Below are 22,688 nucleotides of genomic sequence, written 5' to 3' on the forward strand. Positions count from 1 at the left end.
GGCTCCGCTGCGCAATTCCGCGCTGCGGTTTTTCCATTCCACACCCGGCCGCTGTTCGGGCCGACTAACAGGTGGACAGTCGCTGTTTTCCAGAAGAAAACGCCCTGTCCGTGTGTCCACTAGAGTAATTTCAAATGACCGAATCTTTTGCCGAACTGTTCGAAGCCAGCCAAGCCAACCTGGCCAAGCTGAAGCCCGGCGCCATCGTCACCGGTACCGTCGTGGAAGTCCGCGGCGACGTGGTGGTGATCAACGCCGGCCTGAAGTCCGAAGGCATCGTGCCGATCGAGCAGTTCCGTAACGACGCTGGCGAAATCGACGTCGCCGAAGGCGACCTGGTCAAGGTCGCGCTCGACTCGCTCGAGAACGGCTTCGGCGAGACCGTGCTGTCGCGCGAGAAGGCCAAGCGCGCCATGGTGTGGGACGAGCTGGAAGAAGCGTTGGAGAAGAACGAGACCATCACCGGCCGCATCAGCGGCAAGGTCAAGGGTGGTTTCACCGTGGACATCAAGGATGTCCGCGCGTTCCTGCCCGGTTCGCTGGTGGATGTGCGCCCGGTGCGCGACCCGGCCTACCTGGAAGGCAAGGAACTGGAGTTCAAGCTGATCAAGCTGGACCGCAAGCGCAACAACGTGGTGGTCTCGCGTCGTGCGGTGGTCGAGAGCGAGCACTCGGAAGAGCGCGAGCAGCTGATGGACAAGCTGCAGGAAGGCGCGATCCTGAAGGGCGTGGTCAAGAACCTGACCGACTACGGCGCGTTCGTGGACCTGGGCGGCATCGACGGCCTGCTGCACATCACCGACATGGCCTGGAAGCGCGTGCGCCATCCGTCCGAAGTGGTCAACGTCGGCGACGAGCTGGACGTGCGCGTGCTGAAGTTCGATCGCGAGCGTAACCGCGTCAGCCTCGGCCTGAAGCAGCTGGGCGAGGATCCGTGGGACAACATCGCGCGCCGTTACCCGGCCAACAGCCGCGTGTTCGGCAAGGTCTCCAACGTCACCGATTACGGCGCTTTCGTCGAGATCGAGCCGGGCGTGGAAGGCCTGGTGCACGTGTCCGAGATGGACTGGACCAACAAGAACGTCAACCCGTCCAAGGTCGTGCAGGTCGGCGACGAAGTCGAAGTGATGGTGCTGGACGTGGACGAAGAGCGTCGCCGCATCTCGCTGGGCATGAAGCAGGTCGCCGCCAATCCGTGGGAGACCTTCGCCGCCACCCACAAGAAGAACGACAAGGTGTCCGGTCAGATCAAGTCGATCACCGACTTCGGCATCTTCATCGGCCTGGACGGCGGCATCGACGGCCTGGTGCACCTGTCCGACATCAGCTGGAACACCACCGGCGAAGACATCGTGCGCAACTTCAAGAAGGGCGACACGCTGGAAGCCGTGGTGCTGGCGGTGGACCCGGAGCGCGAGCGCATCAGCCTGGGCGTCAAGCAGCTGGAGCAGGATCCGTTCGGCCAGTACATGGCCGCCAACCCGAAGGGCTCGAAGGTCGAGGGCGTGGTGCGTGAAGTGGACGCCAAGGGCGCCACCATCGACCTGGCCGACGGCATCGAAGGCTACGTCGCCGCGCGCGACATCGCCAACGAGCGCGTCGACGACGCCAGCCAGCACCTGAAGGTCGGTGACAAGATCGAAGCCAAGTTCGTGGGCATGGACCGCAAGGGCCGCACCCTGCAGCTGTCGATCAAGGCCAAGGACGATGCCGAAATGCGCGAAGTGCTGGAGGAATACCAGTCCGCGTCGGGCGGCACCACCCAGCTGGGCGCGCTGCTGCGTGCGCAGCTGAACGGCAACAAGTCCGAGTAATCCGCCACACGCAGCGTTACTGGCACGGCCCGGTGTTCCCGGGCCGTGCCAGGTTGCGACCCCACTGCACGCATCCGTAAATGACCAAATCCGAGCTGATCGAAATCCTGGCGCGCAAGCAGGCGCATCTGAAGTCGGACGACGTCGATCTGGCGGTGAAGTCGTTGTTGGAAATGATGGGCGGCGCCCTGTCCGGCGGCGATCGCATCGAGATCCGCGGCTTCGGCAGCTTTTCCCTGCATTACCGGCCGCCGCGCCTGGGACGCAATCCCAAGACCGGCGAGTCCGTCGCGCTTCCCGGCAAGCACGTGCCGCATTTCAAGCCCGGCAAGGAGCTGCGCGAGCGCGTGAGCGGCGTCGTCCCGGTCGAATCCGACACGCCCTGAGCCCGGCGTCCGGCGCTTGCCGGAATCCACGCCTGTTCGGCTAATCTAGTGTCTCCCGACGCTGGAGTTGCTCATGAAGATCGCACGACTGCTGATCCTGCTGGTGTTGCTGTTGGCCGGCCTGGTCATCGGGTCGCTCAATTCGCAGCCGATCCAGATCAACTTCGTGTTCTCCAGCATCGCCACCACCTCCGGCATCGCCATCATCGTCTCGCTGTTCGCCGGCGTGCTGATCGGCGCCTCGCTGGTCCTGGCGGCCCTGGTGATCCCCCTGTATGCCAAGCTGCGTCGCGCCAACAAGGCCGCGAACGCCGCTGCCCCGGCCGTCGCGCCGGTCTCCCCCCATGCCCACCAGCCCTTGGACGGACGCTGATCTTCGATGGACTTTCTGACCGAGTGGTTCTGGTTCTTCCTGTTCCTGCCGCTGGCGGCATTGAGCGGCTGGGTGATCGGCCGCCGTGGCGGCCAGCGCCATGGCGATACCCAGGTCAGCCGGCTGTCCAGCACCTATTTCCGCGGCCTCAACTACCTGCTCAACGAGCAGCCGGACAAGGCGATCGAGCTGTTCCTGCACATCGCCGAACTGGACAAGGAAACCTTCGAGACCCAGGTCGCGCTGGGCCACCTGTTCCGTCGCCGCGGTGAGGTCGACCGCGCCATCCGCCTGCATCAGGGCCTGGTCCAGCGCGGCGATCTGAGCGACGCGCAGCGCGTGCAGGCCTTGCTGGCGCTGGGCGAGGACTACATGAAGTCGGGGCTGCTGGACCGCGCCGAAACCGTGTTCACCGAGCTGGCGCAGATCGACCAGCGTGCGCCGCAGGCGCTCAAGCACCTGATCGGCATCTACCAGGCCGAACGCGACTGGGAAAAGGCCATCGACAACGCCACCCGCTACGAAGAGGTGACCGGCGAGCCGATGGGCAAGCTGATCGCCCAGTTCGAATGCGAGCTGGCCGACCGCTACCGCGCCTCCGGCAAGAACGATCTGGCGCGGGAGGCGATCGCGCGCGCCTACCAGGCCGATGCCAAGTCGGTGCGTGCCGGCATCCTGGAAGGGCGCATCGACGTCGACGACGGCAACGACGAGGCCGCCATCCGCGCCTTCGAGCGCGCCGCGCGCCACGACCCGGACTACCTGCCGGAGATCATGCCGGCGCTGATGGAGTGCTACCGCCGCGGCAACGATCTCAGCGGCGCGCGCGCGTTCCTGTCGGAGATGACCGAGCACTACCGCGGTATCGCTCCGGTGCTGGCGCTGACCCGGCTCATGGAGTCGCAGGAAGGCATTTCCGCCGCGCGTTCCTACCTGGGCCGGCAGCTCAAGGACCGGCCGTCGGTGCGCGGCGAGTCCGCGCTGATCGACCTGACCCTGGCCGAGGGCGCCGATTCCACCGCGACCCTGCAGGATCTCAAGCACATCACCGACCAGCTGCTGGTGCGCAATCCCAGCTACCGCTGCACCCGCTGCGGCTTCGGCGCGCGCACCCACCACTGGCAATGCCCCAGCTGCAAGGAGTGGGGCACGGTCAAGCCGTTGCTCAACTACGCGGTGGTGTAGTGCCCATCGCAGGAGCCGCGCTGCTCTTGGCGCTCGGGGTGTTCAGCGCGGCCGGCACCTGGCTGTCGCGCCAGTACGCACTCAAACGCAAGCTGATGGACGCGCCGGGCGAGCGGCGCAGTCACACCGTGGCCACGCCGCGCGGCGGTGGCGCGGCGATCGTGGCGGCGGTGCTGCTGGCCTGCGGCTGGGCGGCCCTGCAATGGCCGCAGCACGGCGCGGGTATCGCCACCGTCGCCGCCGGCCTGGTGCTGGTCGCTGGCGTCGGCTGGTGGGACGACCACCGGTCGCTATCGGCGGCGCTGCGATTGCTGGTGCATGCGGTCGCCGCGACCCTGCTGGCTGCACTTGTCTACAAGGCGAGCCAACCGCTGTGGATCGTCGCGCTGGTGTGGTTGGCGACGGTTTCGCTAATCAATATCTGGAATTTCATGGACGGCATCAATGGCCTGGCCAGCAGCCAGGCGATGCTCGCCGCCCTGGGATTCGCCTGCCTGCTGCCGGCGCCGCTGCGCTGGCCGTGCTGGGTGCTGCTGGTGGCCTGCGCGGGATTTTTGCCGTTCAACTACCCCCGGGCGCGCATTTTCCTCGGCGATGTCGGCAGTGGCGCGCTTGGCTACCTGATCGCCGCGCTGTTCGCCTGGTGCCTCGTCGCCGGCGGCCAGGCGCCCTGGCTGCCGGCATTGCCGCTGTCGGCCTTTGCCATCGACGCAGGCTTCACGCTCGTCTCGCGCATGCTCGCCGGCGAACGCTGGTGGCAACCGCACGCGCAACATTTTTACCAGCGTTGGGTACACACCGGCAGTAGCCATACTGTCGTCACGCTCGCCTACGGTCTGTTCAGCATTGTCGCGATTACAATTGCGCGGCTGGGCAGGCCCCTGGATGCGGGCACGCAGGCTGGTCTGACGATCGCCTGGTTCTGTTCGGCAGGTGTGCTTTGGCTGGCCTTGCGCAACCGGATGCGCCGAACTCTCACGGATCACTGATGCTTTCCACGCGCGACCGAGTCACCGAGTTGTTTCCCAAGGCCTCCGTGGTCCTCCACGATCTGGCCATCGTCTGGGTCTGTTGGCAATTGCTGCACGCCGCGCGCTACACCATGCTTCCCGGCGAGCATCCGTTGCCGCTGTGGAACCTCAACACCGCCATCGTGCTGGTGGCCCAGGGGCTGGTGTTCTGGAAGGTGGGCCTGTACCGCGGCCTGTGGCGCTTCGCCAGCGTTCCCGACCTGCTCAATATCTTCAAGGCCAGCTTCTATGGCCTGGTGGCGATCGTGCTGGGGCTGGCCTACAGCCGCTTCGACGCGATCCCGCTGTCGGTGCTGATGGTGTATCCGTTCGCGCTGTCGGCGCTGCTGGGCGCACCGCGCCTGCTGTACCGCGCCTGGAAGGATTATCAGATCGCGCACTCGGACGATACGGCGCGGCGGGTGTTGATCGTCGGCGCAGGCCGCGCGGCCGAGGCGCTGGTACGCGACCTGCGCCGTTCCGGCGCCTATCATCCGGTCGGCTTCGTCGACGACGCCGGCCATCTGCACGGCGCCAAGCTGCAGGGCCTGCCGATCCTCGGCCGCATCGACGAAGCCGGCGCGATCGCCAAGGAAACCGCGGCCAAGCTGCTGGTCATCGCGATTCCGTCGCTGGACGCGGCCGGCATGCAGCGCGTCGTGGCGATCTGCGAAAGCACCGGCCTGCCGTTCCGCACCGTGCCGCGCCTGCTCGATGTGCTCGACGGCCATTACCTGCCGGGCGAACTGAAGGAGGTCGCGATCGAGGACCTGCTCGGGCGCAAGCCGGTGACCCCGGACTGGAAGCTGATCAAGGGTTGGTTGTCCGGGCGGACCGTGTTGGTCACCGGCGCGGGCGGCTCGATCGGCTCGGAACTGTGCCGTCAGTGCGCGCGTCACGGTGCGCATAAGATCGTGCTGCTGGAGATCAACGAGCTGGCGCTGATTACCATCCATGCCGACCTGCACCGGACCTTCCCCGATCTGGAGATCGACTGCGTGCTCGGCGATTGCGGCGATCCGGCGGTGATCCGCCACGCCATGCAGGTGGCCGAGCCGGACGCGGTGTTCCATGCCGCCGCCTACAAGCAGGTGCCGCTGCTGGAGCGGCAGTGTCGCGAGGCGGTGCGCAACAATGTGCTGGCCACCGAGAACGTGGCGCGCGCCTGTGTCGCGGCCAAGGTCTCGACCTTCGTGTTCATTTCCACCGACAAGGCGGTCAATCCGGTCAACCTGCTCGGCGCCTCCAAGCGCTACGCCGAAATGGTGTGCCAGTCGCTGGACGACCAGGCGGTGAGCACGCGCTTCGTCACCGTGCGCTTTGGCAACGTGCTGGACTCGGCCGGCAGCGTGGTGCCGCTGTTCCGCGAGCAGATCCGCCAGGGCGGCCCGGTGACGGTCACCGATCCGCAGGTGACGCGCTACTTCATGACCATTCCCGAAGCCAGCCAGCTGATCGTGCAGGCGGCGGCCTCGGCGTCGCATGGCGCCATCTATACGCTGGATATGGGCGAGCCGGTTCCGATCCGACTGCTTGCCGAGCAGATGATCCGCCTGGCGGGCAAGCAGCCCGGGCGCGACATCGCTATCGTCTATACCGGCCTGCGTCCGGGAGAGAAGCTGCACGAGACGCTGTTCTACGCCGACGAGAACTACCGGCCCACCTCGCATCCGAAGATCCTCGAGGCCGGCGTGCGCAGCTTCTCGCGCGAGGACGTGCTGCGCGGCGTGCAGCAGTTGCGCGCCGCCGTGGCCGACTACGACAGCGACACCATCGAGAAGGTGTTGCGCATGACCATGCCGGAGTTCGCGCCCTTGCGTCAGCAAGACGGTCACGACGGCTCCGCTACCATCGTTCCATTCCCCGCACGCGAGGCCAGAAGGCTCTGATGAGCAAGAGAATCCGCAAGGCAGTATTCCCGGTGGCAGGTTTGGGTACCCGCTTCCTTCCCGCCACCAAGACCGTTCCCAAGGAAATGCTGCCGATCATCGATCGGCCGCTGATCCAGTATGCCGTGGATGAGGCGATCGAAGCCGGGTGCGACACCCTGATCTTCGTCACCAACCGCTACAAGCACGCGGTCGCGGATTATTTCGACAAGGCCTACGAACTGGAGCAGAAGCTGGAGCGTGCCGGCAAGCACGAGCAGCTGGAAATGATCCGCCACGTGCTGCCGGACGGCGTGCGCGCGGTCTTCGTGACCCAGGCCGAAGCGCTGGGCCTGGGCCACGCCGTGCTGTGCGCCAAGTCGGTCATCGGGGACGAGCCGTTCGCGGTGCTGCTGCCGGACGACCTGATCTGGAACCGTGGCGACGGCGCGCTGAAGCAGATGGCCGATCTCAACGAACGCAGCGGCGCCAGCGTGATCGCGGTGGAAGACGTGCCGCACGAGAATACCGCCAGCTACGGCATCGTGGCTACCGAGGCCTTCGACGGCCGCAAGGGCCGCATCGCGCAGATCGTAGAGAAGCCCAAGCCGGAAGACGCGCCGAGCGATCTGGCGGTTGTCGGGCGCTACGTGCTCAGCTCGAAGATCTTCGAACTGCTGGAAAGCACCGGCACCGGTGCGGGCGGCGAGATCCAGCTGACCGACGCCATCGCCGCGCTGCTGAAGAGCGAGGAAGTGGACGCCTACCGTTTCGAGGGCACCCGTTTCGACTGCGGTACCCACCTGGGCCTGGTCGAGGCGACCATCCGGTTTGCGCTGGAGAACAAGAAGCTGGCCAAGCCGGCGCGTGAGAAGCTGACCCAGATGCTCGCCGAGGAGTAAGCCTGGTGCCGTGCGCCGCTGTGGGTGGCGCACGGGTCAATGAGCTTCAGGCACTGATCCGATCCAGATAGGCGAATCAGGTGACAAACAGAAAAAGGCAGCCGTGAGGCTGCCTTTTTCTGTTTTTGCGCTGGTCTGACAACAACGCTTGGTGCCGGACCCTCACCCCAACCCCTCTCCCGGTGGGAGAGGGGCTATAGCTGTTCCCTTTTCCCATCGGGACCATGGTGTCCTTTGGGGAAAGGTGGCCCACAGAAACGGACGAGGGTAGGGGAGCGCATGCTTACAGTGCTTCGATGATCCCCGCCGCGCCCATGCCGGTGCCGATGCACATGGTGACCATGCCGTACTTCTGCTTGTGGCGACGCAGGCCGTGCACCAGGGTCGCGGTGCGGATCGCGCCGGTGGCGCCGAGCGGATGGCCCAGGGCGATGGCGCCGCCCAGCGGGTTGACCTTGGACGGATCCAGGCCGCTGTCGCGGATCACCGCCAGCGACTGCGCGGCGAAGGCTTCGTTGAGCTCGATCCAGTCCAACTGGTCCTTGCTCAGGCCGGCCTGCTTGAGCGCCTTCGGAATCGCCTCGATCGGGCCGATGCCCATCACTTCCGGACGCACGCCGGCCACCGAGAAGCTGACGAAGCGGGCCAGCGGGGTCAGCCCGTAGTCCTTGATCGCCTGCTCGGAGGCCAGCAGTACCGCACCGGCGCCGTCGCTCATCTGCGAGGAGTTGCCGGCGGTGACGCTGCCGCCGAACTGGCCGTTGCGGAACACCGGGCGCAGCTTGGCCAGGCCTTCGATCGAGCTGTCCGGACGCGGGCCTTCGTCGGTGTCGACCAGCTTCTTGCGCAGGGCGATGACGTTGCCGGCCAGGTCGGGCTGGTGCGAGAGGATCTCGTAGGGGCTGATCTCGTCGCGGAACTCGCCGGCGGCGATCGCGGCGATGGCCTTCTGGTGCGAGGCGAGGGCGAAGGCATCCTGGTCCTCGCGCGACACCTTCCATTCCTCGGCCACCTTCTCGGCGGTGATGCCCATGCCGTAGGCGATGGCCACGTGGTCGTCGGCGAACACGCTCGGCGACAGCGCGACCTTGTTGCCCATCATCGGCACCATCGACATCGATTCGGTGCCGCCGGCCAGCATCAGGTCGGCGTTGCCCAGGCGGATCTGGTCGGCGGCCAGCGCCACCGCCTGGATGCCCGAGGAGCAGAAGCGGTTGATGGTCTGCCCGGCCACCGAGTTCGGCAGGCCGGCCAGCAGCACGCCGATGCGCGCCACGTTCATGCCTTGCTCGCCCTCGGGCATCGCGCAGCCGATGATCGCGTCGTCGATGCGCGAGGTGTCGATGCCCGGCGCCTGCGCCACCACCGCGCGCAGCACGTGCGCCAGCATGTCGTCGGGACGGGTGTTGCGGAACATGCCCTTGGGCGCCTTGCCGACCGGGGTGCGGGTGGCGGCGACGATGTAGGCTTCCTGGATCTGTTTGCTCATGGCTTTCTCCGAAAGCCGGGAATGGGGAATGGGGAGTCGGGAATCGTGAAGCGATTCGCGCGATCTGCAGCAGTCCTATTTCCGGCAGAAAATTAGGGGGAGAAGGAGGAGCCGGGAATGCGTTTCCATTCCCGATTCCCCATTCCCGATTCTCAGTTCCTAAGCGGCTTGCCCGTCTTCAGCATGTGCCCGATGCGCGCCTGGGTCTTTTCCTGCTGGGCCAGTTCGACGAAGTGCTTGCGCTCGAGCTTGAGCAGCCATTCCTCGTCCACCAGCGCGCCGCGGTCGACCTCGCCGCCGCACAGCACGGTGGCGATGCGGGTGGCGATCTCGTAGTCGTATTCGCTGATGAAGCGGCCTTCCAGCATGTTGACCAGCAGCATCTTGAAGGTGGCGATGCCGACGTCGCCAGCGACCTGGATGCGTCGGGCCGGCAGCGGCGGGCGGTAGCCGCCCTCGGCCAGGGCGCGCGCCTCGGCCTTGGCGATGTACAGCGATTCGTAGCTGTTGAACACCACCTTGTCGGTGCCGCGCAGCAGGCCCAGTTCCTTGGCGTTGACCGCCGAGGTGGAAACCTTGGCCATGGCCACGGTCTCGAAGGTCTTCTTCAGCTCGGCGAACACGTCGCCGCCCGGACCCGCCGCCTGCGCCGCGCGCACCGCGATCTCCTTGAGGCCGCCACCGGCCGGCAGCAGGCCCACGCCGGCCTCGACCAGGCCGATGTAGCTCTCCAGCGCGGCCACGGTCTTGGCGCTGTGCATCTGGAACTCGCAACCGCCGCCCAGCGCCAGCCCGCGCACCGCCGCGACCACCGGCACCAGCGAGTACTTGATGCGCTGGCTGGTGGCCTGGAAGTTGGCGACCATCGCCTCGAACGCATCGACCTTGCCGGCCTGCAGCAGGCCCAGCGCGCCGGCCAGGTCGGCGCCGGCGGAGAAGGGTTCCTTGTGCTGCCACAGCACCAGGCCCTTGAAGTCCTTCTCGGCGCGGCCCACCGCTTCCTGCAGGCCGTCCAGCACCTGGTCGGAGACGGTGTTCATCTTGGTCTTGAAGCTGACCACGGCGATGTCGTCGCCGTCGTGCCACATGCGCAGGCCGTCGTTCTCGAACACGGTCTCGCCCTGCGCGAACTTCTCGCCCAGCAGCGGATCGGGGAAGCGCTGGCGCTTGTACACCGGCAGCGCCGAGCGCGGCAGCTTGGCGTCGCGCGCCGGGCTGTACGAACCTTCGGCGGCGTGCACGCCGTCGCGGCCATCGAACACCCAGTTCGGCAGCGGCGCGCTGCTCATGCTCTTGCCGGCGGCGATGTCGTCGGCGATCCACTGCGCGACCTGCTTCCAGCCCGCGGCCTGCCAGGTCTCGAACGGACCCAGCGCCCAGCCGTAGCCCCAGCGGATCGCCAGGTCCACGTCGCGCGCGGTTTCGGCGATGTCGGCCAGGTGGTAGGCGCTGTAGTGGAACAGGTCGCGGAAGGTCGCCCACAGGAACTGCGCCTGCGGATGCTGGCTCTCGCGCAGCTTGGCGAACTTCTCGGCCGGGTTCTTGATCTTCAGGATCTCGACCACTTCCGGTGCGGCGGCGCGGTCGGCCGGGCGGTAGTCCTGCTTCTGCAGGTCCAGCACCACGATGTCCTTGCCGACCTTGCGGAAGATGCCGGCGCCGGTCTTCTGGCCCAGCGCGCCCTTGCCGATCAGCGCCTCCAGCCACTTCGGCGCCTTGAAGAAGGCATGCCACGGATCGTTCGGCAGGGTGTCGCCCATGGTCTTGATGACGTGGGCCATGGTGTCCAGGCCGACCACGTCGGAGGTGCGGTAGGTGGCCGACTTCGGGCGGCCGACCAGCGGGCCGGTGAGACCGTCGACCTCGTCGAAGCCCAGGCCGAACTGCTCGGTGTGGTGGATGGTGGACAGGATCGAGAACACGCCGATGCGGTTGCCGATGAAGTTCGGGGTGTCCTTGGCGTAGACCACGCCCTTGCCCAGGGTGGTGACCAGGAAGCTCTCCAGGCCTTCCAGCACCGCCGGCTCGGTGTGCTTGGCCGGGATCAGCTCGGCCAGGTGCATGTAGCGCGGCGGGTTGAAGAAGTGCACGCCGCAGAAGCGGTGGCGCAGCTGTTCCGGCAGCACGTCGGACAGGGCGTTGATGCCCAGGCCGGAGGTGTTGGAGGCCAGCACCGCATGGTCGGCCACGAACGGCGCGATCTTCTTGTAGAGGTCCTGTTTCCAGTCCATGCGCTCGGCGATGGCTTCGATGATCAGGTCGCAGCCGCGCAGCTGCTCCAGGCCGGAGTCGTAGTTGGCCGGGGTGATGGCCTCGGCCAGCGCGGTGCTGGCCAGCGGCGCCGGGCTGAGCTTGGTCAGGTTGGCGATCGCCTTGAGCACCACGCCATCGGCGGGGCCTTCCTTGGCGGGGAGGTCGAACAGCACGGTGTCGACGCCGGCGTTGGTCAGGTGCGCAGCGATCTGCGCACCCATCACGCCCGCGCCCAGGACGGCGGCACGGCGGACGAGCAGGGGATTGGACATAGCGATCAGCCTCTGTGGGTCAACGTTTGCGGGATCAGGGAACCGAATGGGCGAGGAAGCCGGCTTCGGCGAAACGGATGAGTTCGCGGGCGGCGTGGGCACGGTGCGCGCCCTCGCTGACGCCGGCGGGGCGCTTGATCAGGCCGAAGTCGGCCATGGCGTAGGTCAGGGCGCCGGCCAGGAAATCCAGGCGCCAGTACAGTTCCTGCTTGCTCAGCCCGGGCACGCAGGCGGCGATGGCCTTGCCGAACTCGCGCAGCACATGGCCGTAGTGGTCGGACAGGAACTGGCGCAGGCTGTCGTTGTTCTCGGCATAGGCGCGGGCGATCACCCGCACGAAGGCGCCGCCGCTCTGCCGCTCCTGGGCCATCGCCAGGGCCGGCTCGACGAAGGCCGCCAGCACCGGGCCGAGCTGGCCGGGATGCTGCCGCTGCGCGGTTTCCAGCTGCGCCATGCGCGCGGCGGTCATTTCGTCCATGCGCCGCCGGAACACCTCGTTGACCAGGTTTTCCTTGGACCCGAAGTGGTAGTTCACCGCGGCGATGTTGACGTCGGCCTGGCTGGTGACCTGGCGCAGCGAGGTGCCGGAAAAGCCGTGTTGCGCGAACAGTTCCTCGGCTGCACTGAGGATGCGGTCCTTGGTCGAGAAGTGCGCTTGCTTTGCCATGCGGCCGCCAGAATCAATCAAACGATTGTTTGAGTCTAGGCCCGGGCGGTGGGCGCGTCATGCTGCTTTGCAGCACGATTCAGCCTGGCCGTGCAAAGCCGGCGCCGATTGGATAGAATTGTCCATCGCAATTCTGGCTAAGCCCGCGTTTTGACGCGGGTTTTTTTCATGTTAACCTCGGGCCTTCAGTGGCCCGCCCAACGGAGAACTTCCCATGGCGCTGGAGCGCACCCTGTCCATCATCAAGCCCGATGCCGTCGCCAAGAACGTCATCGGCGAAATCTACTCGCGCTTCGAGAAGGCCGGCCTGAAGGTCGTGGCCGCCAAGTACAAGCAGCTGTCGCGCCGCGAGGCCGAGGGCTTCTACGCCGTGCACCGCGAGCGTCCGTTCTTCAACGCGCTGGTCGAGTTCATGATCTCCGGCCCGGTGATGATCCAGGCGCTGGAAGGCGAGAACGCCGTGGCCGCGCACCGCGACCTGCTGGGCGCCACCAACCCGAAGGACGCCGCGCCGGGCACCATCCGCGCCGACTTCGCCGATTCGATCGACGCCAACGCCGCGCACGGCTCGGATTCGGTCGAGAACGCCGCCAACGAAGTGGCGTATTTCTTCGCCGCCACTGAAGTGGTTTCGCGCTAAGCGAGGTCGTCGTGAACGAGGTCGTCCATCCTCCCTTGGCCATCGCCGATCCCGTGCGGACCGGCGCGGCGGCCAAGCAGAATCTGCTCGACCTCGATCGCGAGGGGCTGGAGCGCTTCTTCGCCGAGACCCTCGGCGAAGCGCGTTACCGCGCCCACCAGGTGATGAAGTGGATCCACCACCGCTACGTCACCGACTTCGACCAGATGACCGACCTCGGCAAGGCGCTGCGCGCCAAGCTGCAGCAGCATGCCGAGGTCGTCGTCCCCAATATCGTGTTCGACAAGCCTTCCGCCGACGGCACCCACAAGTGGCTGCTGGCGATGGGCGTGGACGGCAAGAACGCGATCGAGACCGTCTACATCCCCGACAAGACCCGCGGCACGCTGTGCGTGTCCTCGCAGGTCGGCTGCGGCCTCAACTGCACCTTCTGCTCCACCGCCACCCAGGGATTCAACCGCAACCTCTCCACCGCCGAGATCATCGGCCAGGTGTGGGTGGCGGCGCGGCACCTGGGCAACGTGCCGCACCAGATGCGCCGCCTCACCAACGTGGTGATGATGGGCATGGGCGAGCCGCTGATGAATTTCGACAACGTCGTGCGCGCGATGAGCGTGATGCGCGACGACCTGGGCTACGGCCTGGCCAACAAGCGCGTGACCCTGTCCACCTCGGGCCTGGTGCCGCAGATCGACCGCCTGTCCAGCGAGAGCGACGTGTCGCTGGCGGTGTCGCTGCATGCGCCCAACGACGCGCTGCGCGAGACCCTGGTCCCGCTCAACAAGAAGTACCCGATCGCCGAACTGATGGACGCCTGTGCGCGCTACCTGCGCGCCAACAAGCGCCGCGAGTCGGTGACCTTCGAATACACCCTGATGAAGGGGATCAACGACCAGCCCGAGCATGCGCGGCAGCTGGCGCGGCTGATGCGCCAGTTCGACAACGCGGTGCAGGCGTCGAACGCCGGCAAGGTCAACCTGATCCCGTTCAATCCGTTCCCGGGCACGCGCTACGAGCGCTCCGGCGAGACCGAGATCCGTGCATTCCAGAAGATCCTGCTGGACGCACAGGTGCTGACCATGGTGCGGCGCACGCGCGGCGACGACATCGATGCGGCCTGCGGGCAGCTCAAGGGGCAGGTCATGGACCGTACCCGCCGGCAGGCCGAGTTCAAGCGCGAATTGCAGACGCGGGCGGATCGGGATGCGGCGGCGTAGCCAAGGGCGTTCCATCGCGGTGGTGGCGATCGCAGTGCTGGCCTTGCCGGGCTGCAACTGGATCGCTGCCAAGACCGGCACCGTGCGCACCGCCGAACAGGTGCAGCCGCATTATTCCTTCCGCGACAGCCGCGCGGTGAAGTCGCGCGTGGCCTTGCAGGAACAACTCGGCCTGGCCGCCAACGGGCTCGCCTCCAACGACCTGGACGCTGCGCAGACGCACGCGCGCAAGGCGCTGGCAGTGGACGCCGACTCGGTCGACGCACTGACCGTGCTGGCGGTGGTCGCCGATCGCAAGGGCGATGCCGCGACCGCCGGCGGGTACTACCGCAAGGCCGCCGAGCTGGCGCCGAGCAACGGCGCGACCTTGAACAACTACGGTGCCTGGCTGTGCGCGAACGGCTCGCCGGCGGAGTCGCTGGCCTGGTTCGACCGCGCGCTCGCGCTGCAGGACTACGCCACGCCGGCCTCGGCGCTGGCCAACGCCGGCGGCTGCGCACTGCAGGTCGGCCAGCGCGAGCGTGGCGAGCGCGACCTGCGCAAGGCGCTGGAGCTGGATCCGGACAACGCGTACGCACTCGAGGCGATGGCCCGCAACGAGGTCGCGCAAGGGCGCTTTTTCGAGGCGCGGGCCTTCTCCGAGCGGCGTCTGGCGGCTGCGCCTGCCACCGCTTCCGTGTTACAACTTGCTATTCAGATTGAGCAAAGGCTGGGCGACAAGGCTGCCGCCGGCCGTTACCAACAGCGGTTGCGCAAGGAGTTTCCCGACGCCGCGACCACGACACCCGGGGCTAGTGCATTGTGATCAGTGATTCCAATCCGAACGCTTTCGATGGCGCCAAAGGCTGCGGGCAACAGCTCCGCGAAGCGCGCGAAGCGGCCGGCCTGAGCATCGACGACGTCGGCAGCCGACTGCGCATGCCGGTGCATGTGGTGCAGGCACTCGAGTCGGAGCAGTGGCAGCGCCTTGGCGCGCCGGTCTTTGTCCGCGGGCAGCTGCGCAGCTACGCGCGCCTGCTCGGCGTCGACTTGGAGCCCTTGCTGCAGACCGCGCAGATCGCGCCGGTGCAGCCGGTCGAATTGATCAGCCACACGCACACGCCGCCGCTGCGGCGCATGCTCGAGAGCGCCACGCGGCGCATGGTCTACGTGGTGATCACCGCCGGATTGGCGGTACCGGTGTGGTACGCCACCCGTAGCCATTTCGCCGACGAAGGCGGCCCCAGCACCGCCTCGCTGGACGTGGTGCCGGGCACGCCGGGCACGACCGCTGCCGCGACGGCGACGCCGGCCAACGGCGCTGCTGCTTCGGTGCCGACCACGTCGGCGACCGCGCGTCCGGCGCCAAGCGCCGCGGCGCCGTACATCGCGTCGCTGACGCCGATGCCGCGTCCGGCGGCGGAGCCGGAGAAGAACAGTCTGAGCCTGTCGTTCCAGGGCGATAGCTGGGTGCAGATCCTCGCGCCCGACGGCACGCCGGTGGAGAAGGCACTGCTGAAGGCCGGCGAGACCCGCACGTACGCGCCGGGGCAGGTCGGACGTGTGGTGCTGGGCAATGCCTCGGCGGTCCAGGTTCAGCAATCCGGGAGTACCGTGGATCTGACTCCGTTCAGGCGCGCGAACGTGGCGCGCTTTGCGGTATCCTCTGACGGTTCCGTGGTGCCCGCCTCCGAGTGACGGCGGCGCGGTTCCTCATCTTCAACATTTCATGTCCCGTCGCAGCGGCGGGGCGAGAGTACGCATGGCGATTGACGACCTGCTCGACGAGCACGAACAAAGCGAACGCGTCCGCACTTGGCTCAGGAAGAACGGCGCCGGCCTGATCGGCGGCATCGTCCTGGGCCTTGGCGCGATCATCGGCTGGCAGTGGTGGACCAAGCAGCGGTCCAACGATCTGGCCCAGGCCAACGTCCGCTACGAAGCGGTGCTCAAGAGCATCCAAGCCAATCAGCTGGACAAGGCGGCCAAGGACATGGCCGAACTGCAGCAGGGCTCGACCAACATCTACGCCGAACTGGCGGCGCTGCGCCTGGCCAAGGCGCAGGTCGATGCCGGCAAGTCCGATGCCGCGTTGACCACGCTGCGCGCGCTCAAGGCCGACGGCGAAATGAAGGTGCTGGTCGACCATCGCGTGGCGCGGTTGCTGATTTCCGGCGGCAAGCCGCAGGACGCGCTGGCGCTGGTGGCCTCGGCCACCGATTCGCAAGGTCTGGAGATTCGCGGCGATGCGCTGATCGCGCAGGGCAAGCGCGAGGCGGCGCGCGATGCGTACGCCAAGGCGCTGACCAGCCTGGACGTGGCCTCGCCGCAGCGGCGCGTGGTCGAAACGAAATTGATGGATGCGGGCGGCAGCGTGCCGAATGCCGCGGAGCCGATCTGATGAAGGTAGTCATGTTCAAGCGTGTCGCCACCGTGGCCCTGCTGGGTCTGGCCTTGTCGGGCTGCACCACCGTCAAGGGCTGGTTCGCCGGCAAGGATGCGGCCGCCAAGAAAGCCGCCGAGCCGGCCGAACTGGTGAAGTTCACCCCGTCGGTGAAGGTGGTGAAGCTGTGGTCCACCGACGCCGGCAAGGGTGAGCGCCAGATCGGCGTGCGCCAGCGCCCGGTAGTCGCCGACGGCAAGGTGTATGCGGCCGCGACCTCCGGCACGGTGTACGCGCTGGATCTGCAGACCGGCAAGACCATTTGGGAATACGACGCCAAGCAGGCGCGCAAGCAGCAGCTGTCGCAGGCCGAGGACCAGCCGAAGAGCCAGGTCGAGAGCGAGTCCGGCAAGAACCTGTCCAAGGACGAGCGCGCCGCCTACAAGCAGCGCCTGCGCAACGAGAAGCAGCAGGCCAAGGAGCGCAAGCGGCTCGAGAAGAAGCGTCCGCTGCCGCGTTTTGCCGGTGGTCCGGGCGTGGGCGACGGCCTGGTGGTCGTCGGTGCGCTGGACGGCGCCGTGATCGCGCTCGATGCCGCCAACGGCACCGAGAAGTGGCGCGCCAAGGTGCCCAACGAAGTGATCGCTGCGCCGGTGATCGCGCAGAACATGGTGTTCGTGCGCAGCAACGACGGCCGCACCACCGCCTTCGATGCGGCGACCGGGCAGCAGCGCTGGTTCAATGCGCAGGAACTGCCGAGCCTGACCGTGCGCGGCAATGCGCCGGTGGTGGCGGGTCCGGGCGTGCTGTTCATCGGCAACGACGACGGCACCCTGGCCGCGCTGGCGATGCAGGACGGTCGCGTGCTGTGGGAGCAGACCATCGGCGTGCCGGAAGGCCGCACCGAGCTGGAGCGCATGGCCGACGTCGACGGCGCTCCGGTGCTCGACGGCACCACGCTGTATGCGACCAGCTTCAAGAACGAGACCGTGGCGCTGGAAGGCCCGAGCGGCCGCCCGCTGTGGAACCGCGATCATGGCGGCGCCGGCGGTGTCGGCGTCAGTTCCGGCAACGTGGTGGTGGCCGACAACGCCGGCACCGTGTGGGCGCTGGACAAGGCCTCCGGATCGGCCATGTGGTCGCAGCCGGGGCTGGCGCGCCGGTCGCTGACCGGCGTGGCGATCCAGGGCGATTACGCCGTGGTCGGCGACTACAAGGGCTATCTGCACTGGCTCCGGCTCGACAACGGCGAGTTCGCCGCGCGCGAGCGGGTCGGCCGCAAGCCGCTGGTGGCGCAGCCGGTGGTCGCGGACGGGATCCTGCTGATGCAGAACACGAAAGGCGACCTGACCGCGTTCCGGTTGGGTCAATAACAAGAGAAGGATGTCGCGATGCTGCCGCTGGTCGCCCTGGTTGGACGGCCGAATGTCGGCAAGTCCACGCTGTTCAATGCGCTGACGCGCAGCCGTGACGCGCTGGTCCACGACCAGCCCGGCGTCACCCGCGACCGCCACTACGGGGTATGCCGGCTGCAGCCGGAAACCCCGTTCGTGATCGTCGACACCGGCGGCATCTCCGGCGAAGAGGAAGGCCTGGCCGGCGCCACTGCCGAGCAGGCGCGCGCCGCCGCCGGCGAGGCCGACCTGATCCTGTTCGTGGTCGACGGTCGCGAGGGATCGTCCGCGCTCGACGACGAGATCCTGGCCTGGCTGCGCAAGCTGGCGCGGCCGACCCTGCTGCTGATCAACAAGATCGACGGCACCGACGAGGACCAGGTGCGCGCCGAATTCGCGCGCTACGGTCTCGGCGACGCCATCGCGGTCTCCGCCGCGCATCGCCACGGCATCGACGACCTGCTTGACGAGGTCCTGGAGCGGCTGCCGGAAGAGGGCGCCGGCGAGACCCTGGACACCGATCCGGCGCGCATGCGCATCGCCTTCGTCGGCCGCCCGAACGTGGGCAAGTCGACCCTGGTCAATCGCCTGCTGGGCGAGGAGCGCATGATCGCCTCCGAGGTGCCCGGCACCACCCGCGACTCGATCGCGGTGGATCTGGAGCGCGACGGCCGCCTGTACCGGCTGATCGACACCGCCGGCCTGCGTCGCCGCGGCCGCGTCGAGGAGGCAGTGGAGAAGTTCAGCGCGTTCAAGACGCTGCAGGCGATCGAGCAATGCCAGGTCGCGGTGCTGATGCTCGATGCCGGCGAGGGCGTGACCGATCAGGACGCGACCGTGCTCGGCGCGATCCTCGATGCCGGCCGTGCCCTGGTGGTGGCGATCAACAAGTGGGACGGGCAGAGCGACTACCAGCGTGCCCAGGCCGAAGACCTGCTGTCGCGCAAGCTTGGCTTCGTGGCCTGGGCCGAGGCGGTGCGCATTTCGGCCAAGCACGGCTCGGGCATGCGCGAACTGTTCCAGGCGATCCATCGCGCGCACGCCTCGGCGGTGCGCGAGTTCAGCACCAGCGAAGTCAACCAGGCGCTGGAAATCGCCTACGAGAGCAATCCGCCGCCGAGCATCCGCGGCCACGTCTCCAAGCTGCGCTACGTGCATCCGGGCGGTAGCAATCCGCCGACCTTCATCGTCCACGGCACGCGCCTGAAGGTGCTGCCGGAGTCGTACAAGCGCTACCTGGAGAACTTCTTCCGCAAGCGCTTCAAGCTGGTCGGCACGCCGGTGCGCTTCATGTTCCGCGAAGGCGCCAATCCGTACGAAGGCAAGAAGAACGTGCTGACCGAGCGCCAGATCGCCAAGAAGCGGCGCCTGATGAAGCACGTCCGCGGCAAGTAGCCGCATGATGGACAAGCGGCGCGCGATCACCCTCGGCATTCTCGCCGGCGGCCGCGCGCAACGCCTGGGCGGCTGCGACAAGGCCTGGCTGCAGCGCGACGGGCAGGCGCAGGTGCAATGGCTGGTTCAGGCGCTGGCGCCTCAGGTCGCCCAAGTGCTGGTCAGCGCCAACCGCAGCTTGCCGCGCTATGCCGCCATCGGCCTGCAGGCCGTGCCGGACCGTGTCGCGGCACCGGCCGGGGCGGAACGTTCCTTGGGGCCGATCGCCGGGCTTGACGCGCTTGCCGCCGCCTGTGCCACGCCCTGGCTGCTGACCGTGCCGGTCGATATCTGCGTGTTGCCGCGTGATCTGCCTGCGGTGCTGGCCGCAGCCGCAGCCGCTGACGAGTGCGATGGCGCCTGGGTCGAGGATGCCGCCGGCGCGCAGCCGCTGGTGGCGCTGTACCGATTGGCCGCGCTGCGCCCGGCGCTGGAGGAGGGGCTGGCGGCGGGTCGGTATGCGCCGCGTGCCTTGCAGCAGCGCCTGCGGATGCGGCCGGTGCCGCTGCCGGAGATCGTGCTGGGCAATCTGAACACGCCGCAGGATCTGGCCGCAGCGGGTATCCTGCCGCCATCATGACCGACTATCCCTCCCGGATCGCCTACACCGACGCGCTGGCGATCGTCGCTGCCGCGGCGCGTGCCCGTCCCGTCAACAGCGAGCGCCTTGCAGCGTCGCGTGCCGATGGCCGCATCCTGCTGGAGCCGCTGGATGCGCCGATCGACCTGCCGCCGTTCGCCAACAGCGCGATGGATGGCTTCGCGCTGCGCCATGCCGATCTGACCCCGGGGGCGGCGACCGACTTGCGGCTGGCCGGCGAGCAGTTCGCCGGCGCCGATCGGCACCAGGCGCTCGCGCCCGGCGAATGCCTGCGGGTCACGACCGGCGCGCCACTGCCGGCCGGGTCCGATACGGTGGTCATCAAGGAGAACGTGCACGAGCATGACGGCGTGGTGCAGATCCCCGCCGACGTCGCCGTCGGCGCACACGTGCGGGCGCGCGGCGAAGACGTGCGCGCCGGCGAGCGTGTGCTCGAGGCCGGCATGCTGTTGACGCCTTCGCGCATCGGCCTGGCCGCGGCCTTGGGCGTGGACCAGCTGATGGTGGCGGCGCGGCCGACCGTGGCGGTGTTCGCCACCGGCGACGAACTGGTCGAGCCGGGCCTGCCGTTGCAGCCGGGGCAGATCTACAACAGCAACCGCGACATGCTGATGGCGCAGCTGCGCCTGCTCGGCCTGGCGCCGACCGCGTGGCCGACCCTGCCGGACGATCCGCAACGCATCCAGGCCATGCTCGCCGACGCCGCCTCGGCGTTCGACGTGGTGCTGACCTGCGGCGGCGTCTCTGCCGGCGAGAAGGACTACCTGCCGCGGCTGCTGGCCGAGCACGGCCGCATCCTGTTCTGGAAGGTGCGCATGCGCCCGGGCATGCCGTTGCTGTTCGGTGAGTGGGACCGCGCCCTGTTCCTGGGTCTCCCGGGCAATCCGGTGTCGGTGCTGGCGACCTTCCTGGCGATCGGGCGACCGTTGCTGGATGCGCTGCAGCGGCGCAGCGAACCGCATCGGGCTTGGCGCGCCCGGCTGGCGGCCGGCTGGGACAAACGCCACGACCGGCTGGAGTTTCTGCGCGGGCGCATGCGCTGCGACGCCCACGGTCAGCTGTGGGCAGAGCCGAATCCCGCGGACGGCTCGCATCGCCTGCGCGGCGCCGCCGACAGCGACGTGCTGCTGCGGCTGGAGGAGGGCGCACGCCAGTTCCAGGCCGGCGACGTGGTCGAGGTGGTGCCGTACTGAGCCGCGCCGCGGACGGCGGACGCGCGCCCGGTTTGCGCCGATAATGCGCGCATGGGCATTCGAGAACTCACTCCTGCACAGGCGCAGGCGCGGCAGGCGCAGGGCGCGCGCCTGATCGACATCCGCGAGGAGCACGAGCGCGTCACCGGCATGGCCGAGGGCGCGCAGGGCGTGGCCCGCGCGCAGTTGCAGGCCGACCCGGCGGCCTATCTTGGCGCCGAGACCGAGGTGCTGCTGATCTGCCAGAGCGGCAAGCGCTCGCACGACACCGCATTGTTCCTGGAGCAGGCCGGTTACACCGAGGTCGCTTCCGTGCTGGGCGGCACCACGCGCTGGCAGCGCGAAGGCTTGCCGCTGCAGCGGCCGGCGCTGGAACCGGCGCAGGAAGACTTCTTCGACCGCTATTCGCGGCATCTGCGCCTGCCCGAAGTCGGGGTCGATGGCCAGCGCCGGCTGCAGGCCGCGCGCGTGCTGCTGGTCGGTGCCGGCGGCCTGGGCTCGCCGGCCGGTTTCTATCTGGCCGCGGCCGGGGTGGGGCACTTGCGTATCGCCGACGACGACGTGGTCGAGCGCAGCAATTTGCAGCGGCAGATCCTGCACGGCGATGCGCGGATCGGCCAGGCCAAGGTGGAGTCGGCCGCGGCGAGCCTGGGCGCGTTGAACCCGGGCGTGCGGGTGGAGGCGGTGCGCGAGCGGGTCACCGCGGACAACGTCGAGCGGCTGCTGCAGGACGTGGACGTGGTGCTGGACGGCTCGGACAACTTTCCCGCGCGCTACCTGCTCAACGATGCCTGCGTGAAGCTGGGCAAGCCCTTGGTGTACGGCGCGGTGCAGCGCTTCGAGGGCCAGGTCAGTGTGTTTGACGCCGGCCGTCGGCGCGGGCAGGCACCGTGCTACCGCTGCCTGTTCCCGGAGCCGCCGCCGCCGGAGTTCGCGCCGAACTGCGCCGACGCCGGCGTGCTCGGCGTGCTGCCCGGCATCGTCGGCCTGCTGCAGGCCAACGAGGTCTTGAAGCTGCTGCTCGACATCGGCGAACCCCTGCGCGGCCGCCTGCTGCACTTCGATGCCCTGGCGATGCGCTTCCGTGAAACCCGCCTGTCCGCCGATCCGCAGTGTCCCTTGTGTGCGCCGGAGCGGCCGTTCCCTGGCTATATCGACTACGCGCGGTTCTGTGGGGCTGAGGGTTAGCTGCTACTAGCTGTCGTTGTTCGCGGCGGCATCCGTACCCTCATCCGCCCCTGCGGGGCACCTTCTCCCGGTGGGAGAAGGGAGATGCGGTCTCGATGGCGGAAGCAGCGCCGTGCGCGCTCAAGCCCCTCTCCCTGCGGGAGAGGGGTTGGGGTGAGGGTAGGGCGCGAGGCGACTCGCGATGCAGGGCAGCGCTGGCTTTCGTTGTACGCGGCGGCACCCGTACCCTCATCTGCCCCTTTGGGGCACCTTCTCCCGGTGGGAGAAGGGAAGCGGGGTCTCGATGGGTGAAGTAGCGTCGCGCACGCTCAAGCCCCTCTCCCTGCGGGAGAGGGGTTGGGGTGAGGGTACGGCGCGAAGCGACTCGCGATGCAGGGCAGCGCTGGCTTTCGTTGTACGCGGCGGCACTCGTACCCTCATCCGCCCCTGCGGGGCACCTT

At 67.9% G+C, this 22,688-nt stretch carries 20 protein-coding genes; 17 read left to right on the forward strand and 3 right to left on the reverse strand.

The features are described 5' to 3' along the window. The first annotated feature begins 134 nt into the window (after window positions 1-134). From rpsA to galU, 7 genes are all read left to right on the forward strand, one after another. Window positions 135-1,814: a 30S ribosomal protein S1 gene (rpsA, locus tag RAB70_RS13015; protein ID WP_010342889.1), complete on the forward strand. Its 1,680-nt coding sequence runs from the start codon at window positions 135-137 to the stop codon at window positions 1,812-1,814. An 80-nt stretch (window positions 1,815-1,894) separates the two neighbouring features. Further along, window positions 1,895-2,200, forward strand: coding sequence for an integration host factor subunit beta (locus RAB70_RS13020; RefSeq protein ID WP_010342890.1), 306 nt, complete (start codon window positions 1,895-1,897; stop codon window positions 2,198-2,200). A 73-nt stretch (window positions 2,201-2,273) separates the two neighbouring features. Then, the gene (locus RAB70_RS13025; RefSeq protein ID WP_010342891.1) at window positions 2,274-2,573 is read left to right on the forward strand and encodes a LapA family protein; all 300 of its coding nucleotides are present in this window, start codon (window positions 2,274-2,276) and stop codon (window positions 2,571-2,573) included. Window positions 2,574-2,579: 6 nt separating this feature from the next. Next, entirely contained in the window at window positions 2,580-3,758 is a 1,179-nt protein-coding gene (gene lapB, locus RAB70_RS13030; protein WP_017910701.1) for a lipopolysaccharide assembly protein LapB, read from the forward strand. Continuing rightward, window positions 3,758-4,747, forward strand: coding sequence for a glycosyltransferase family 4 protein (locus tag RAB70_RS13035; RefSeq protein ID WP_148829481.1), 990 nt, complete (start codon window positions 3,758-3,760; stop codon window positions 4,745-4,747). The genes lapB and RAB70_RS13035 overlap by 1 nt, the downstream gene beginning before the upstream one ends. Next, entirely contained in the window at window positions 4,747-6,657 is a 1,911-nt protein-coding gene (locus RAB70_RS13040) for a nucleoside-diphosphate sugar epimerase/dehydratase (protein ID WP_148829482.1), read from the forward strand. The genes RAB70_RS13035 and RAB70_RS13040 overlap by 1 nt, the downstream gene beginning before the upstream one ends. Beyond that, window positions 6,657-7,538 carry a UTP--glucose-1-phosphate uridylyltransferase GalU gene (galU, locus tag RAB70_RS13045; protein WP_043092104.1) on the forward strand — a complete coding sequence of 294 codons (882 nt, stop codon included), beginning with the start codon at window positions 6,657-6,659 and terminating at the stop codon, window positions 7,536-7,538. Before RAB70_RS13040 ends, galU begins: the two co-directional genes overlap by 1 nt. Before the next feature lie 283 nt (window positions 7,539-7,821). Here galU and RAB70_RS13050 read toward each other — a convergent pair whose 3' ends face one another. The 3 genes from RAB70_RS13050 to RAB70_RS13060 form a co-directional block, all read right to left on the reverse strand. After that, window positions 7,822-9,027, reverse strand: a complete 1,206-nt coding sequence (locus tag RAB70_RS13050; protein WP_017913732.1) for an acetyl-CoA C-acyltransferase — start codon at window positions 9,025-9,027, stop codon at window positions 7,822-7,824. A 152-nt stretch (window positions 9,028-9,179) separates the two neighbouring features. Next, on the reverse strand, window positions 9,180-11,552 hold the full coding sequence (locus tag RAB70_RS13055; protein WP_010342897.1) for a 3-hydroxyacyl-CoA dehydrogenase/enoyl-CoA hydratase family protein: 2,373 nt from the start codon (window positions 11,550-11,552) through the stop codon (window positions 9,180-9,182). A 34-nt stretch (window positions 11,553-11,586) separates the two neighbouring features. Further along, window positions 11,587-12,219 (reverse strand): TetR/AcrR family transcriptional regulator, encoded by a 633-nt coding sequence (locus RAB70_RS13060; protein WP_017910707.1) that lies wholly within the window; start codon window positions 12,217-12,219, stop codon window positions 11,587-11,589. 214 nt (window positions 12,220-12,433) lie between these two features. Between RAB70_RS13060 and ndk the strand changes: the two genes are divergently transcribed. The 10 genes from ndk (at window position 12,434) to moeB (ending at window position 22,248) form a co-directional block, all read left to right on the forward strand. After that, window positions 12,434-12,859 (forward strand): nucleoside-diphosphate kinase, encoded by a 426-nt coding sequence (gene ndk, locus RAB70_RS13065; protein ID WP_002812972.1) that lies wholly within the window; start codon window positions 12,434-12,436, stop codon window positions 12,857-12,859. 11 nt (window positions 12,860-12,870) lie between these two features. Beyond that, entirely contained in the window at window positions 12,871-14,076 is a 1,206-nt protein-coding gene (rlmN, locus tag RAB70_RS13070) for a 23S rRNA (adenine(2503)-C(2))-methyltransferase RlmN (protein WP_087963570.1), read from the forward strand. Window positions 14,077-14,089: 13 nt separating this feature from the next. Beyond that, the gene (pilW, locus tag RAB70_RS13075; protein ID WP_026143845.1) at window positions 14,090-14,881 is read left to right on the forward strand and encodes a type IV pilus biogenesis/stability protein PilW; all 792 of its coding nucleotides are present in this window, start codon (window positions 14,090-14,092) and stop codon (window positions 14,879-14,881) included. Further along, the gene (locus RAB70_RS13080; protein WP_148829483.1) at window positions 14,878-15,753 is read left to right on the forward strand and encodes a RodZ domain-containing protein; all 876 of its coding nucleotides are present in this window, start codon (window positions 14,878-14,880) and stop codon (window positions 15,751-15,753) included. The genes pilW and RAB70_RS13080 overlap by 4 nt, the downstream gene beginning before the upstream one ends. A 64-nt stretch (window positions 15,754-15,817) precedes the next feature. Further along, on the forward strand, window positions 15,818-16,456 hold the full coding sequence (locus RAB70_RS13085) for a tetratricopeptide repeat protein (RefSeq protein WP_148829484.1): 639 nt from the start codon (window positions 15,818-15,820) through the stop codon (window positions 16,454-16,456). Then, the gene (gene bamB, locus RAB70_RS13090; protein WP_017910712.1) at window positions 16,456-17,811 is read left to right on the forward strand and encodes an outer membrane protein assembly factor BamB; all 1,356 of its coding nucleotides are present in this window, start codon (window positions 16,456-16,458) and stop codon (window positions 17,809-17,811) included. The genes RAB70_RS13085 and bamB overlap by 1 nt, the downstream gene beginning before the upstream one ends. An 18-nt stretch (window positions 17,812-17,829) precedes the next feature. Continuing rightward, the gene (gene der / locus RAB70_RS13095; RefSeq protein ID WP_148829485.1) at window positions 17,830-19,227 is read left to right on the forward strand and encodes a ribosome biogenesis GTPase Der; all 1,398 of its coding nucleotides are present in this window, start codon (window positions 17,830-17,832) and stop codon (window positions 19,225-19,227) included. Between the two features lie 7 nt (window positions 19,228-19,234). Further along, on the forward strand, window positions 19,235-19,846 hold the full coding sequence (locus tag RAB70_RS13100; protein WP_148829486.1) for a molybdenum cofactor guanylyltransferase: 612 nt from the start codon (window positions 19,235-19,237) through the stop codon (window positions 19,844-19,846). Beyond that, window positions 19,843-21,060 carry a gephyrin-like molybdotransferase Glp gene (gene glp / locus RAB70_RS13105; protein ID WP_148829487.1) on the forward strand — a complete coding sequence of 406 codons (1,218 nt, stop codon included), beginning with the start codon at window positions 19,843-19,845 and terminating at the stop codon, window positions 21,058-21,060. Before RAB70_RS13100 ends, glp begins: the two co-directional genes overlap by 4 nt. A 51-nt stretch (window positions 21,061-21,111) precedes the next feature. Then, entirely contained in the window at window positions 21,112-22,248 is a 1,137-nt protein-coding gene (moeB, locus tag RAB70_RS13110) for a molybdopterin-synthase adenylyltransferase MoeB (protein WP_148829488.1), read from the forward strand. Window positions 22,249-22,688: the final 440 nt, after the last annotated feature.

Origin of the sequence: Xanthomonas sontii (genome assembly GCF_040529055.1) — a bacterium.
GTDB classification, from domain to species: domain Bacteria; phylum Pseudomonadota; class Gammaproteobacteria; order Xanthomonadales; family Xanthomonadaceae; genus Xanthomonas_A; species Xanthomonas_A sontii.

Coding starts and splice junctions, on each gene's coding strand:
- rpsA (WP_010342889.1), top strand. CDS start 135: ATGACCGAATCTTTTGCCGAACTGTTCGAAGCCAGCCAAGCCAACCTG.
- RAB70_RS13020 (WP_010342890.1), top strand. CDS start 1,895: ATGACCAAATCCGAGCTGATCGAAATCCTGGCGCGCAAGCAGGCGCAT.
- RAB70_RS13025 (WP_010342891.1), top strand. CDS start 2,274: ATGAAGATCGCACGACTGCTGATCCTGCTGGTGTTGCTGTTGGCCGGC.
- lapB (WP_017910701.1), top strand. CDS start 2,580: ATGGACTTTCTGACCGAGTGGTTCTGGTTCTTCCTGTTCCTGCCGCTG.
- RAB70_RS13040 (WP_148829482.1), top strand. CDS start 4,747: ATGCTTTCCACGCGCGACCGAGTCACCGAGTTGTTTCCCAAGGCCTCC.
- galU (WP_043092104.1), top strand. CDS start 6,657: ATGAGCAAGAGAATCCGCAAGGCAGTATTCCCGGTGGCAGGTTTGGGT.
- RAB70_RS13050 (WP_017913732.1), bottom strand. CDS start 9,027: ATGAGCAAACAGATCCAGGAAGCCTACATCGTCGCCGCCACCCGCACC.
- RAB70_RS13055 (WP_010342897.1), bottom strand. CDS start 11,552: ATGTCCAATCCCCTGCTCGTCCGCCGTGCCGCCGTCCTGGGCGCGGGC.
- RAB70_RS13060 (WP_017910707.1), bottom strand. CDS start 12,219: ATGGCAAAGCAAGCGCACTTCTCGACCAAGGACCGCATCCTCAGTGCA.
- ndk (WP_002812972.1), top strand. CDS start 12,434: ATGGCGCTGGAGCGCACCCTGTCCATCATCAAGCCCGATGCCGTCGCC.
- RAB70_RS13085 (WP_148829484.1), top strand. CDS start 15,818: ATGGCGATTGACGACCTGCTCGACGAGCACGAACAAAGCGAACGCGTC.
- bamB (WP_017910712.1), top strand. CDS start 16,456: ATGAAGGTAGTCATGTTCAAGCGTGTCGCCACCGTGGCCCTGCTGGGT.
- der (WP_148829485.1), top strand. CDS start 17,830: ATGCTGCCGCTGGTCGCCCTGGTTGGACGGCCGAATGTCGGCAAGTCC.
- RAB70_RS13100 (WP_148829486.1), top strand. CDS start 19,235: ATGGACAAGCGGCGCGCGATCACCCTCGGCATTCTCGCCGGCGGCCGC.
- glp (WP_148829487.1), top strand. CDS start 19,843: ATGACCGACTATCCCTCCCGGATCGCCTACACCGACGCGCTGGCGATC.
- moeB (WP_148829488.1), top strand. CDS start 21,112: ATGGGCATTCGAGAACTCACTCCTGCACAGGCGCAGGCGCGGCAGGCG.